Below are 14154 nucleotides of genomic sequence, written 5' to 3' on the forward strand. Positions count from 1 at the left end.
ATGAGATGAGCGAGGCGGTACGAAATATTATTCCCACCCCGCATTTGGAATACGCAAGCGTGCTTGTAGCGAGCGAAGATGGTTTTGAGCTCTCATGCGGGGGGGACAGGCTGCATGCCGTGCCCAGTGCGAGTTGCATGATGCGCCCCGCACCAGGTGACGAGGTCTTGGTGTCACTGGATCGCACTGGCCGCTGCTTTATTCTTTCTGTGCTTGTCAGAGCGGAAGACGCCCCTGTCACGGATCTGGATTTTACCGGCCAAGTGAATCTGAACGTTTCAGGTGGTTCACTCAATATTCTGGCTGAGAAGGACGTCAACATCGCCGCAGCGGAACAGTGTGCGCTCATGGCGGAAAGAGTGACCGCCCTTGCTGATTCCGGGGAGGTTCGCATTGAGCGGATGAGCGTGTTGGGGCAGGTGCTGCAGTCGAATATCCAGATTGTACATGCAGTGGCGGAGCGAATCGAGACCACCGCAAAGCGGCTGACGCAGCGTTTCAAGGATATGTTCTGCTATGTGGAAGAGCAAAGCGAGCATCAGGCAGGGAATGAACGCCATGTTGTGGAGGAGACCCTGACAATGCATGCAAAAAATGCCTTTCATGTTGCTGACGAGATCGTAAAGGTGGATGCGGAGCAGGTGCATTTGGGCTAACGCAGTGCTGTACCAGACGCTTGTCTGTCTTTTTCAGAAAGTTGTCTGTCAATAATAGGGAGTGACACGAATGTTCATGCTCAGCTTGGGACCCGGAATGGATATGGCTTTTCCTGACGTATGTAAAACACCCGTTTTGGGTGTGCCTGTCCCTATTCCGTACCCGGATATAGCCTTTTCCGCGACCAGCGAACCCATGGCGGAAAATGTACTTGTGGAGTGCACACCAGCTTTGAATCAGATTTCAGAAGGGTTGGTCAGCGTAGGTGATGACGCCGGCGCCGAGTTGGGATTGGTCTCCGAAGATATTTCCGGGGAGACCGTTTACGTTGTGGGGTGCATTACCGTGTTGGTTGATGCCATTCCGGCACAGCGACTGACAAGTGTAACGGGGCAGAATGCCATGGGAGTGCTGCCCAATGCCCCTGGCGTATGCATGTGCCCCAGCCAGGCCACGGTTTTGGCCTTGGGCTAGGAACTTTTGGGAGAAAGCGTGTAGTTCCTGCTGTCTGGGATATTCTGTGGCGGATTAAAAATGAAAAGGGGCGCTTAAGCGCCCCTCAGCTCATTGACAAACCCCGCTTTTTGCAAAGTGGGGTTTGTTTTTATGAACCGATTTCTTTTCAGGCCGCTGCCAGCTGGGATGTTGGCTCGATCGGCCCCAATCGAACGAGACAGAGAGACTGAGGAAGAAAGTACAGGCATTTGGGCTGCAAATATTTGTATGACAGCCCCAAAGGGGCCAGCAGCAAGGCCATTTTCTTCATGTTTTGACATGTGGCGGAAAGCAGGCTTTGAACCTGGACCTTAGCCAGGCCGCAGAACCGAGCATAGCGATGCCCGTGCAGTTGTTTGGCGTCGGCAAAGCTGCGCTCTACGGTCTCTTTCCGGCGAGCATAGATTCTTTTTCCGAATTCCGTGAGCCGGTGCGCATCCACCGTATCCACGTATTCCCGCCACACATGGCGTGTCACTGTTTTCTTGCAATTCCGGTTTGTTGTGCACTCCTTCAGTAACGGACAGCGGCGGCAAATCTTTGGTAACGAGTCATAGAGACGATATCCTTCGCGGTTGGTGGTGGAGTAGTGAAGCTCCTGGCCTTCGGGGCAAAGATAGCAGTCCTTGTCCGGCAGGTATTCATAGGCGCGTTTGGGGAGCATCCCTTTGCGACGAGTGGGACGACGATAGCCAATGACACCATAAATATGCTTTTCTTCCAGCGTCTTGCAAATGTGTGAGGTGAAATATCCTGCATCGAGGCCGACGTGCTTCACAGCAAAGCCGAAGCGGTTGATTTGTCGGTCCAGCCGATCGAGATAAGGCATGCTGTCATGCACCGAGGCCGGAGTTACGTAACTGTCGGTGATAATGTTGTGTCGGCTGTCCACAGTGCGATGATCCAAGTAAAAGAAGCCCTTAGGCTTGCCCTCGCGTACCATGTACCCGCTGTCCGGATCGGTTGTGCTCTGCTTGATCCGCTTGGACCCCGCTTCGCGGTTGTCCTGCTTCAGCGGTTTCTTTCCATGCCTGCGCCTGTCTTCCTCCACGGCGTCTTCAAGTTCGCCCAAGTATGACTTCGTGCTTTGGGCAACGAGCTTTTCCGTAAATTTATGCTTGTTGGCGTTGGCTTTCAGGTGGGTGGAATCGGTGTAAAGCGTGTGTCCGCCGACAAGCCTCTTTTTCATGGCCTGGAACACTATACCGTCAAAAATGTCCTGGGCAACGCTGGTGTCGTTAAATCTGCGCCGCCGGTTTTGGCTGATGGTGCTGGCGTCGGGCACTTTGTCCTGCAATCCCAGGCCAAGGAACCAGCGATAGGCAACATTGACCTGGATTTCCTTGACAAGCTGACGCTCGCTGCGGATGCCAAACAGATAGCCGATGAATAGCATTTTGAAGAGCACCACCGGTTCAATGGCCGGACGGCCATTGCCCTCGCAATACAAATCCTTGGTGAGCTCATGAATAAAGGAGAAATCAATAACCTTGGCAATTTTGCGAAGCAGATGATTCATGGGGACAAGTTCGTTGATCGAAACAAACTCCATTTTCACCTGCTGATTTTTGGGCGGCTTTAGCATGAAGATAGTATAAGAAAACCCTCGCCGATTGGCGAGGGTTTGTCAGCATTCTGGGGCGCTTATGCGCCCCTTTTTTGCGTTTAGTGTTGCCTTTTTTTGAAAAGTCTTTTTCGGTTTTTGACGCCAACAAGTCCGAAAAGTCCGGATCCCAACAACCAGAGTGCGCCTGGTACCGGTACCGCTGAGGTCATTTCTGCAGTATATGTCCATTGGCGCGCCTTAGCATAGGTTCCTTGGGTGGTGCTCCCCGCGAAATAAAACGACCAGCCTTCTGAAATAAAGCTATCGTTTGGATCAGAAGAAAAGGTCAGAGGCCCGATGGTCCAGTCGGGAAAACCATAGATGGCGTCATACTACCGATTGGGCGTATAAAGGGTGTGTGTGGCGCCACTGAAGTTGACCACGTCGCCAACATAAGCTGTTGTCACTCCAGGATCGAGTGAGACTTCTAACCAAAAACTTGTCCAATAATGGGTGTCTTCTTTGGGTGTTGCCTCAATCCGCCATATGTCTGCATGAGCTGCTGCTGTAAAGGATATTAGCAGCAGGATGAAGACAGCCGATACAAAATGTTTCATTGTATCCACTTTGTTTCACTGAAGTTGAAACCTACATATAGCCCCACTTGATAAGAACTGTAATGTTGTATATTAGCGTTTCAGTAGTGTGAGGCTTTTCCGTGGAGCGCCTGGAAAGTTGCTCTTGTTTTGTAAATACTGCACCGTATCATGTAATAGTATTATTTGCATTATTTTATATAATTTTAGTATGAAATGTGAATGAGAGAAATAGTCTGTTTTCTCATAAGTTAGGATACGTAAAATTACCATGTTGTACGCTCATGATGAATTTTCCTGATTTTTAGAGACGGTATTAAAAGAATAAAAACGCAAATACATATTGTTAAATATTTACTATGGTCTGGTTTTTTAAGACAATAGACGAAAAGGGGAAAAGAAGGGAAAAGAGAGAGCGACTCTCTACATATGGGGCTGCTCCGCCAGTATCATGGGCAGCAAAGGAGCGGTTCAGGATTCGCGGGAAAAGGGTTGCCCCAAATTCGCTGGTGCGCCTACGCGGTGGCGCGCGCCCTCAAAGCTGTTCACAAGGACCAGAACGCCTATTGTGAGCAGGTAGGGAAGCATGCGTAAAACCCAGGCAGGTATGAGTTCATTTCCGGAAATTTGAAAAGAAAATTGTAAAGCCGTGAGGAAGCCGAACAAGAGAGCGCCAGCGTATGCGCGTACTGGATTCCAGGTGGCGAATACCACCATTGCGATGGCGATCCAGCCTTGACCGGAGGTCATGGTTTCCTTCCACCCGGGTGTGTAGACCAAAGAAAGATAGGCACCGCCCAGACCTGCAAGGGCTCCCCCAGCGAGTACGCATCCATAGCGCATCAGAGATACCCGGACGCCAGCAGCATCTGCGGCGGCAGCATCTTCGCCCACTGCGCGGATAGTCAGCCCTAACCGCGTCTTGAAAAGCACCCACCATATCAGCGGCACCAGGATGTAAGAAAGATAGACAATGGCGTTCTGCTGGAAGAATATCTTGCCGATGTAAGGTATATCGCTCAGCCCTGGTACAGGGAGCAGGCCCATGCGGACACCCCTTACGCCAATCAGAGAGCGTCCCAGAAAATTAGCCAGCCCGGTCCCCAGGATGGTCAACGCCAGGCCGGAAAGCACCTGGTTGGCCTTGATCGATATCGCGAACACGCCATGGAGCAGTGAGGCTAAAGCCCCTGCGGCCATACCGGCCGTTATGCCCAGCCAGGGATTGCCGGTCGCTACACCGGCTGCAAAACCCGCCAGGGCGCCCAGCAGCATCATGCCTTCCACACCGAGATTCAGCACGCCGCTACGTTCGGCCAGAATTTCGCCCAGTGTGGCCAAAAGCACCGCGGTAGAGGATTTTACGGCAATCTGGGCTATGAAGACCAGTTCATTCATGCCGTTTCCTCCCTACTGCCTGTAGCGTCATTGCTTTTCGCGCCACTCTTTGCGGAAGGGGTCCAGCGCAAACGGTAACGACAGGCAGCCTCGCCAGCCAAAAGTCCAAAAAGCAGCACCCCTTCAAGAATCAAACTGATGGACGCAGGTAACCTCAAGGTGGATTGCAGTCCCTCGCCGCCAAGTTTGATGGCGCCCAGCAGTATTGCCATCAGTGGCACCAGCAGGGGGTCGAGTCCGGCCAGCCAGGCAACGATGATGCCGTCGTATCCATACCCCACGGCCAACCCTTGTTGCAGGCGGTAGTGAATGCCTGCAACTTCCGCCATGCCAGCCAATCCCGCCAACGCTCCCGAAAAGGCCATGACCATAAGTGTCTGACTTCCAACGTTCATGCCGGCGTACCGCGCCGCAAGGGGGCCCATGCCTATGACACGAACGCGATACCCCCAGGACAGCCGCATGAGTGAAAAACGTTGCAGCAGGACAAGTCCCAGTGCCAGAAACATGGAGAAATTGAGCCTAGTTGCGAAATAGCGTGTGAATTGCGCTGCTTCCGGCAGCATGGCCGTGCCGGGAAAGCCGTAGCCTGCGGGATCGCGCCATGGGCCGAAATAAAGATGCTCCATGAAGATCACAGCCACATAATTGAGCAGGAGCGTGGTCAGAATTTCACTGACGCCGAAGCGTACCAGCAGGCCTGCCGGGATCAGCGCCCAGAAAGCCCCTGCAATGGCGGCAGCCAGGATTTCTGTAGGGATCAATAAGGCCCCCGGAATGAAATCAGCAAAGAAAAGGCCCACGGTGGCGGCTGCAATGCCGCCGAACACCAATTGTCCTTCTGCGCCGATATTCCACAACAGCATGGTGGCGGCCAGGGCTACGGAAAGACCGGTAAATATGAGCGGCATTGCCTTGACCAGGGTCTCAGAGAAGGCATAGCCCGAGCCGAATGAAGAGGAGAACATGACGCCGTATGCCTCGAAAGGATTGGCGCCGAGCATGGCGAAAAGTATGCTACCTGCGATGAAGGCGGCTCCCAGGGCAACGGCCAGAGCCCTTGCCTTGGCAAAGCGCGGGCGTGTGCTGCGTTTTTCAATGCGCACTCCCATGATCAGGCCTCCACTCCAGCCATGAGCAGCCCGATGCGGCCCACGGTTTCTTCTTCATCAACATCTACGATGTCGAGAATGCGCCCCCTGAACATGACGGCGACTTTATCTCCCAGGGACAGTGCTTCCTTGAGATCGCCCGTTACCAGCAATATGGCTGATTCCTTGCGTTGTTGGAGGATTGCCTGCCAGATGTCCTCAGTAGCGGCAATGTCCAGCCCCTGGGTGGGCTGCTCTGCAATGAATAATGCGGGATTCTTGGAAAGTTCCCTGGCCAGTATCAGTTTTTGCAGGTTGCCTCCGGATAGCGCTCCGGCATTAATCCATGAGCCTGGGGCGGCAATCTCAAAATCCTTGATGGCCTGTTCCGCAGCAGAACGCATGGCGTCCTTGTTGAGCAAGGGGCCGTGGCAGAATCGAGATAGCGTGGTGAGACCAGTGTTGTCGGCCAGGTTCATGTCGCCAACACTCCCTACGCGGTAACGATCTTCCGGAACATAGGCCACGGATTGACGCCTGAGGGAAGATGTTGCCCACGCTGCAGAGGTATATGGCGTGTCCATGAAGTGGAGGGTTCCATTGATGAAGGGGTGCAGCCCGGCAAGCGTAGCTGCGAGTTCTTCTTGTCCGTTGCCTGCCACACCGACCAGAGCGGTGATTTCGCCCCGCCTGAGTTCCAGATGTATGTCTTGGAAGTTCGCACCTGACAGCCCTGCAGCCGAGAGAACCACCTCCGCAGGGGGCAGGTCCTCCTTATCCACTTTCAGGACCACTTCGCGGCCGACCATTTGTCTGGCAAGTTCACGTTTTGACGGGGCCTGGTCAGGGGTGAGCCTGGCCACAAGGCGCCCCTTACGCATAATGGAAATGTCATCTGCCAGGGCAAGGACTTCTTCCAGCTTGTGCGTGATGAAAACGATAGCCTTTCCGACCTGTTTCAGCCGCCTGAGTACCTGAAAAAAGGATTCTACCTCAGGGGGCGTGAGGATGGATGTCGGTTCGTCGAAAATAAGCAGGTCCGTATCGCGCAGCAGCAGCTTAAGGATTTCAACACGCTGTCGCTCCCCCATGGAAAGTTCCCAGATGCGCTTGTCCGGCGGTACGGGGAGCCCATATTCTTCGCCAAGAGCAAGGAGCCTGGTTTTTGCCTCGCGTGGTTTTACCGATCGCGGCAGCGCCAAAAGGACGTTTTCCAGAACGCTCAGGTTCTCCACCAGCATGAATCGTTGATAAACCATGCCTACACCGGCAGTCAGCGCCTGTGCGGGTGAGTGGAACTGTGCAGGAGCGCCCCGCAAAAACATTGCGCCGGCATCAGGCTTGTAGCGGCCGGAAAGGATTGACATCAGCGTGGATTTGCCCGCGCCGTTTTCACCTAAAAGCGCGTGTATGCGTCCACCATAGGCGTCAAAGGTGACGTCACGGTTGGCTATCACCGGACCGAAGCGCTTGGTGACGCCTTTCATGCTGAAGAGCGGCTGTGCAGAATGAGACATGGCTGTTCGTTAGGAGTCTTGCTCCACCAACGTGGGCTTGGGAAGTTGGGCCAGGCTATAGACAGGGGCGGGCAGCAGCGGATTGGCAGCGCCTTCCTGCGCCGCACAGAAAATGCCTAGAATCTCAGCATCGTCGCTTCCTTTGCGTCGGCGCAATTCTTCGATGAGTTCCACCAGCCCCAGTATGGTGCCTCCTGTCGAAACCACGTCGTCGATAATCACAAAACCGCGGTGGGCAGAAAGCAAAAGGTTCATATCCCTTTCATATACGGCAAGAAATTTTCCCCCAGAGGTGATGGAGTCGACACCGATCTGGATGACAGGGCGCCTGGAAGCTTCCATGTGCGGCTTGACCCTGTTGAAAGCCACAGCCACGGCGTCCATGCCCAATTCTTCCGCCACAACCTGGGTCAGTTGCAGAGCTTTTTCCACCACAGTGAGAATCACAACGCCCTCAAGGTCGTTGTTGAGGACTTCGCGGATTTGGGCGGCCATGAGCTTGCCCATATCGCGATTCAGGCGGATTTGCCCCACGAGATTCAAAGAGGCGATACGCAGGCCGCCATTGGCCGAGGGTACGACCACCAGAGGCAGTTCAACCTCATAGTCCAGACCCGGTACCTTGAAGAGAAATTTTTCACCCGATTCCAGACTGTTCAGCACATCCATGGTGTCCTCCAGCAAAAAAGAAAAGCACGGCGGCCTGCTGCCCATGCGGTAAAATACTCGCATGCCAGAAGGCCGCCGTAATTCAATATCGTTATTCAGGAATACTGCCGTTCACGCCTTTGACAAGCCAACGCATGGTCAAGAGGTCTTTGTCGGAAGCAGCGGCGCCGGCCTTGATGACTTCCTCGCCCTTCTGGTTCACTACAGGGCCAGCAAAAATGTCGTCGTTGCCAGCGGCGATGCGGGCTTTTTCCGCCATGACCTTTTCTTTCACTGCAGCAGGAACATCTTTGCTGAAGTTGCTCATAAGAATGCCGTCAACGTCCATGCCCTTCCAATATTCATCCGCTTTCCAGGTGCCTTCCTGCACTTCTTTCACGGCCTGGGCGTAAAAAACGCCCCAGTTCCACACCGTGGATACCAGTGCGCACTGGGCGCCGGCTTCGGATGCGTCCGAACCGTAACCAATGGCGGGTACGCCGGCGGCACAGGCGGCCACGGAGGAGTCAGGCGTATCGGCCATCTGGCGGATGAGGTCATGGCCACGAGCAGCCAGGGTTTCTGCCAGGGTGGTTTCATTCACGGCGTCGCGCCAGGCTTTCAGCCAGACAACCGTGTTTACGTTGTCAGGATCGAACTCTACGCCTGCTTCGGTCAGCCCCTTTTTCAGGCCGATGGTAAAGGCGTTGATGCCGCGGATGGGTTCTGGAATGGGCTGTGTGGCCACCGTGCCCACGTTCTTGTAGCCCATGAGACCGGCCATGTAGCCTGCCAGGTATTCGCCCTGGTACATGCGCATGAAGTAATTGCCCATGTTTTCTGAGGTTTTGTAACCGGAGCAATGTTCAAACTTAATGTCGGGGTAATCCTTGGCCACGGCGAGCAGGGGATCCATATGTTCAAAGGTTGTTCCGAAAATGATGTCGTAGCCTTCCTCGGCATATTTGCGGAACACGCGTTCCGCGTCAGCGGCCAGGACTTTTTCGGTGTAGGCCACCTCAACAGAATCGCCGAGCTGCTTCTGCATCTTTTCGATGCCTTTGTAATGAGCGGTGGTCCAGCCCTGGTCATCGATGGTCCAAAGCAGGGCAAAGGCTGCTTTGATTTTCTTCTCCTGGGCCATGGAGGGCATGGAAACAGCAAGACAGAGGACGATTGCGACGAGGATACTGAAAAATTTGCGCATATGGATTCTCCTTCAATGTGTTCCGGGAAAAGCACACAACCTTCAAGACGTCTCTTGTGCGTTAAATGACAGTATTGTCAACACCAGATGACCAAAAATATATAATAAGGTATGGAATTGTCGAACTGAAAAAAGGATCGCGCATCATGAAAAGGGACATTGCCTTGGCCGGAAGCCATTCTGCTGGCAGCGGGGCAATTTGTCCATTATTTCTTAAGCAGTGAGGAGAGGGCGGTACAGAGCGGATGTGTCTTAAGGTATGTGCTCACGAAAAAAGGCGGCTACAGAATCTATCTGTAACCGCCTGTTTTTACTGGTCGGGATGGCGCGATTCGAACGCGCGGCCTCAGCGTCCCGAACGCTGCGCTCTAGCCAAGCTGAGCCACATCCCGCTTAAGAAACAAATTCTTTACGCCGAACTTCCGTCGCATGCAAGATAATTTTTTATCACGCATTCATTTTCTAATTTTCGTGTTTTTAATGTGGCAATTCCATATAGTCATCGAACGCCAAGGCTTGTACATTGCCTGTCGTGGCAATCCGTTGTAGACTCTTTTTTTGTCAATACGGTATTTGTCCGCCGGAATAGGCGATGTATTGCGATGTTTTTTCTAAGGGCTAAGGTCCCAGGGTGGGGGAGGCTATCTTTGCCATAAAGGTGACTTCCGCAGAGCGCCAGGACCATAGTTTTCGTGAATAAAGGAGACTGCTTTGATCAAGGTAGTTATCGTTGATGATTCCGCTTTCATGCGCAAAGCCCTTTCCAGCATGCTGGACAAGGATCCGAATATCAAGGTTGTTGCTACTGCTCGTAATGGCGAGGAGGGGCTCGAGCTTGTACGCAAGCACGACCCTGATGTTGTAACCCTGGATATCGAAATGCCGCGTATGGACGGGTTGACAGCCCTGCGTCATATAATGATGGAAATGCCACGCCCTGTTCTGATGGTGAGTTCTCTGACCACTGAAGGCGCTGAAGCCACGCTCAAAGCGCTGGAACTTGGAGCTGTTGATTTTATCCCCAAACAGCTTTCCAAGGTGTCCCTTGACATCGTCAAGATTGAAGAAGATTTGCGACGCAAGGTAAGGGAAATCGCTGGAAGAAAATTCCGCCGCCCCATTGCGACCCGCACCCATGCCCGACCTGTCGCCAAGCAGGCTAGAGGTGGTGCTGCTCCTGCCGTCCCTGGTGTAAAAGCGCCGAGCGCCCCTCCAGTCATACCAGGGGGGCGTCTTGTTCGAGATATTGTTGCCATTGGCGTTTCCACCGGTGGTCCTCCGGCCGTGCAAAAAGTGCTTTCAAAGATTCCGGCCGGATTCAAGGGGTCGATTCTCATTGCCCAGCATATGCCTGAGGCCTTTACCGGGCCCTTTGCCAAACGATTGAACGGCATGTGCAATATCACCGTAAAAGAGGCGGAGGATGGCGAGCGAATGGCTGCGGGCACCGCGTATGTTTCGCCTGGGGGGAAGCATTTGCTCATTGATCAGAAAGTCAGTCGTATAGATCTCAGGGTGTCTCCCGAGCCAAAAGATGCATTGTATAAACCTTCTGTCAATGTACTTGTCAGTTCAACGGCAAAAGGGGCTCCGCGAAGAACATTGGGCGTTATTCTGACCGGTATGGGCAATGATGGTATGGAAGGCATTCGTGAATTGAAGAAAGCAGGTGGTCGTGCTTTGGCCCAAAGTGATGCGACATGTGTTGTTTACGGAATGCCCAAGGCAATCGTCGATGCAGGGCTTGCAGATGAAATAGTTGATATAGACGATATGACGGAAGCTATACTGAAGAACATGTATATGTCCTGATGCATTGGCGATGCGGCAGTGCTCATGGCGCGTGCTGTTGCAGTTCTTACTGTCATAAAGTTAGAAGCCCGTGCTCTGCAGGAAGTATCAGCAAGTGCTTTTTGAAGGAAATTGCCGGGGGATAAGTCTGGGCGTATTATAATCTTACATTCTGAGCATATAATTTCTTGTCCCCGCTTGGCACTATGTGTAAGAATAAAAATACGCTGCATAATGACATTAACTCTGAGTTTGTCGTAAGTGATATATTAGGTGGAAAAGTGGCCTCGGAGTAGTTGGGTAGTTCGGATGACGAATTCGTTGCCATAAGGCAAACGCAGCAGGGGGAGTCGATCCATATGCCGGAGTTCCAAGATATCAAGTCCATGCTTGAAAGCGACGACATCGACCAGATTCGCGAAGGCGCTTTTGCAGCCGGTGACAATCGCTGCAAAGAATGCATCCCGATGTTGGCCAAACACCTAGAAAGCCAGAATCTCGGTGTTCAGGAAGCTGCCGACCAGGCTCTGCGAAGCATTGGGGGGCCGGAAACCGTTCAGGCGGTCATACCGCTGTTGCGCTCAGAAGAAGCGCCAGCCCGTAACCTGGCTATGGATATTCTACGGGAAATAGGGGCGGATGACATTGAAGCCTTGACTGAACTTCTCCGTGACGACGATGCGGATATACGCATTTTTGTTGCCGATATCCTTGGTTCATCTGGCCATGCCGTTGCCGTTGAACCATTGTGCAAGGCACTATTGAAAGACCCAGAAGTCAACGTGAGGTATCAGGCTGCGGTCAGCTTGGGGAATTTGTCGCAGCCAAAGGCAGCCACCTGCCTTAACCGCGCCATGGCCGACGAGGATTGGGTTCAGTTCGCCGTCATCGAGGCGCTTACAAAATTGCGGGATGAATCCTCGGTCAACGCCCTGTCCAAGGCGATGGATAAAAGCTCGGACCTTGTCTGCTCGATGATTGTTGACGCCCTTGCGGAGATGGGCAACCTAAAGGCAGTGCCGCTTTTGCTCAAACGCATGGACGCTTCGCCAGCAGCTTTGCGCAATAAGATTGTCAAAGCCATCGTTCATATTCTGGGCGGCCGCTCCCTTACCATGCTTACGGATAATGAACGTGAACACTTTCGCGTTTATGCCCTGGCTGCCTTGCAGGATGAAGACACGGATATCCAGGATGCAGCCGTTCAAGGTCTTGCTTATGTTGGGGGGGAACAGGCCTCTTCCTCTGTGCTCGAATTGGCCGAGACACTTGACCCCATCCGCGATCAGGAACGCATAGACAAGCTTGCGTCTGCACTGGCGTCGATTGGCCTCACACAAGCGTTGATCAATGCCATTCAGCACGGCCCCTGGAAAATGGGCATGGTCGCTATCAATGCGTTGGGAATCCTTGGTAATGCTGCTGGGGCCAAAATTATTACCGATAGTTTTCCGGAAAAAGACCGCGAAATGCAACGCGCCATGATCGATGCCCTGGAGACAATGGATTGCGACGATTTGCGCCAATTCTATCTTGATTTGCTCCAAAGCCATGATGATGGCCATATTTTGAAAGGCGCATTGCGGTATCTTGGAAACTTGCCCCTGGATGCCGTGGATGGCGAGAAAATATTTTCCATGCTGGACCATCCTTACGATGATGTGAAAGAGGCGGCGTTGGAAGCCTGTATTTCACTCGATGGTCCGACAATGCGAGACAAGTTCAAGGTGCTTTTCCGCAGTAATGAGCCGCTGCAGCGTTTCATGGCTGTATACGCCCTTGGTAAAATGGGCGCCATAGAGAATCTCGATGAGTTGCGACTTGCTCTCGAAGATGATGTTCCTGATGTGCGAAAGGTGGCTTTGGATGCGCTTGCGCCGGTTTGTAACGAACTGGGAGAAGATTTTAACCTTGTTCTTTCGCGCTTGTATGACGAGGTTCGTGAAGTTCGAATCGCCGTGGTCCAGATGCTTGGGGGCGCATGTTGTATTGCGGGCGTCGAAGAATACCTGCTGGAAGCACTGAAAGATGAGGACGACTGGGTGAAGATAAGGGCTATTGAAGCCTTGAGTGAACGCAAAGACACATCTGCGCTGAGTCAGATAGTGCCTCTGCTTGAAAGTGAAAACCGTTTGTTGCAACTCAAGGTTATCGAAGCGCTGGGCAAAATCGGAGGAAAGGCGGCCTTCAGAGCCCTGCTGGGAATGCTGGACAGCGAAGACCCTGAGTTACAGGCTGAAGCTGAAAGCGCTCTTGCCAGCATCAAGGAACGCCCCGAAGAAGGAGTATAGATGGCAGCTCTTTTTTCCGACTCCATCTCCATGCGTAAGGCTGTGGGGATATCTGATGAAGAGTTTACGCAATTGCGTGATTTCATTTATGATCAAAGTGGAATCTTTATTGCCGACAACCGCAAGTACCTGGTGGAAAACAGACTTGCCGGTCGGCTGAAGGAGCTCAACCTCAAGACGTACGGTGAGTACTACTACTTTCTGCGTTACGATACAGGGCGCAGACAGGAGCTCAGTAAACTCTTTGAATCAGTGACGACAAATGAGACGAGTTTTTTCCGGAACCCCCCGCAGCTCAGGGTGTTCAAGGAAAAAGTTCTTGCAGAAGTATTGGATGAACAACGCAAAAAGGGCATGAAGCGCCTGAATATCTGGTCTGCCGGTTGCTCCACGGGAGAGGAGCCTTATACCCTTGCAATCATTTTGCATGAGGCGTTAGGCAGCGAAATTTCTTCCTGGCGTATTAAAATAACGGCCAATGATCTTTCCGAGGCTGTGCTTCAAGCTGCGCGAAAAGGGATTTACAACGAGTACACCCTGCGCACTACGCCCAAAGAGCTGGTTACCAAATATTTTGATAAAGATGATATCGCTTATAGAATCAAGCCCGAGGTGAAACGACTTGTAAGTTTCGGTCCGATCAACCTTTCTGACAGGCTTGCCGTAAAACGTATTGAGCGGTCACAAATCGTTTTTTGCCGCAACGTAATTATCTATTTTGATGATGATATGAAAAAACGTGTGATCTCGTCATTTTATGATAATTTGTTGCCAGGTGGCTTCCTGCTTATCGGTCACTCTGAATCGCTGCACAACATCAGCCGAGCATTCACCCCCGTACATCATCCCGGGGCAATCGTTTACAAAAAGGCCTGAATCCGGATATCAGGCTTGCAGCAACTGGTAGTGGTACAAAC

The 14154-nt window shown here is 52.6% G+C and carries 12 protein-coding genes and 1 tRNA gene; 5 read left to right on the plus strand and 8 right to left on the minus strand.

Annotated elements, in window-relative coordinates:
• Window positions 1–5: 5 nt before the first annotated feature.
• Complete coding sequence (locus ACZ5EH_RS17685; protein WP_464275203.1) at window positions 6–656, plus strand: DUF3540 domain-containing protein; 651 nt, start codon at window positions 6–8, stop codon at window positions 654–656.
• Window positions 657–726: 70 nt separating this feature from the next.
• Window positions 727–1131, plus strand: a complete 405-nt coding sequence (locus tag ACZ5EH_RS17690; protein WP_464275204.1) for a DUF4150 domain-containing protein — start codon at window positions 727–729, stop codon at window positions 1129–1131.
• A 148-nt stretch (window positions 1132–1279) separates the two neighbouring features.
• Here ACZ5EH_RS17690 and ACZ5EH_RS17695 read toward each other — a convergent pair whose 3' ends face one another.
• The 8 genes from ACZ5EH_RS17695 to ACZ5EH_RS17730 form a co-directional block, all read right to left on the minus strand.
• Window positions 1280–2737, minus strand: a complete 1458-nt coding sequence (locus ACZ5EH_RS17695) for an IS1182 family transposase (RefSeq protein ID WP_464275205.1) — start codon at window positions 2735–2737, stop codon at window positions 1280–1282.
• Window positions 2738–2817: 80 nt separating this feature from the next.
• Window positions 2818–2928, minus strand: a complete 111-nt coding sequence (locus ACZ5EH_RS17700; protein ID WP_464275206.1) for a PEP-CTERM sorting domain-containing protein — start codon at window positions 2926–2928, stop codon at window positions 2818–2820.
• Window positions 2929–3765: 837 nt separating this feature from the next.
• Window positions 3766–4692: an ABC transporter permease gene (locus ACZ5EH_RS17705; protein ID WP_464275207.1), complete on the minus strand. Its 927-nt coding sequence runs from the start codon at window positions 4690–4692 to the stop codon at window positions 3766–3768.
• Window positions 4689–5804, minus strand: a complete 1116-nt coding sequence (locus ACZ5EH_RS17710; RefSeq protein WP_464275208.1) for an ABC transporter permease — start codon at window positions 5802–5804, stop codon at window positions 4689–4691. The genes ACZ5EH_RS17705 and ACZ5EH_RS17710 overlap by 4 nt, the downstream gene beginning before the upstream one ends.
• Window positions 5805–5806: 2 nt before the next feature.
• Complete coding sequence (locus tag ACZ5EH_RS17715; protein WP_464275209.1) at window positions 5807–7300, minus strand: ABC transporter ATP-binding protein; 1494 nt, start codon at window positions 7298–7300, stop codon at window positions 5807–5809.
• A 9-nt stretch (window positions 7301–7309) separates the two neighbouring features.
• Entirely contained in the window at window positions 7310–7969 is a 660-nt protein-coding gene (locus ACZ5EH_RS17720; RefSeq protein ID WP_464275210.1) for a phosphoribosyltransferase family protein, read from the minus strand.
• A gap of 91 nt (window positions 7970–8060) precedes the next feature.
• Window positions 8061–9155, minus strand: coding sequence for a BMP family ABC transporter substrate-binding protein (locus ACZ5EH_RS17725; protein ID WP_464275211.1), 1095 nt, complete (start codon window positions 9153–9155; stop codon window positions 8061–8063).
• 314 nt (window positions 9156–9469) lie between these two features.
• Window positions 9470–9547, minus strand: a tRNA-Pro gene (locus ACZ5EH_RS17730).
• A 319-nt stretch (window positions 9548–9866) separates the two neighbouring features.
• Here ACZ5EH_RS17730 and ACZ5EH_RS17735 point away from each other — a divergent pair.
• The 3 genes from ACZ5EH_RS17735 (at window position 9867) to ACZ5EH_RS17745 (ending at window position 14113) form a co-directional block, all read left to right on the plus strand.
• Entirely contained in the window at window positions 9867–10967 is a 1101-nt protein-coding gene (locus ACZ5EH_RS17735) for a protein-glutamate methylesterase/protein-glutamine glutaminase (protein ID WP_464275212.1), read from the plus strand.
• 338 nt (window positions 10968–11305) lie between these two features.
• Window positions 11306–13237 carry a HEAT repeat domain-containing protein gene (locus ACZ5EH_RS17740; RefSeq protein ID WP_464275213.1) on the plus strand — a complete coding sequence of 644 codons (1932 nt, stop codon included), beginning with the start codon at window positions 11306–11308 and terminating at the stop codon, window positions 13235–13237.
• Complete coding sequence (locus tag ACZ5EH_RS17745; RefSeq protein ID WP_464275214.1) at window positions 13238–14113, plus strand: CheR family methyltransferase; 876 nt, start codon at window positions 13238–13240, stop codon at window positions 14111–14113.
• The last annotated feature ends 41 nt before the right edge of the window (window positions 14114–14154 follow it).

The sequence above is a fragment of the Desulfovibrio biadhensis genome (assembly GCF_055388615.1).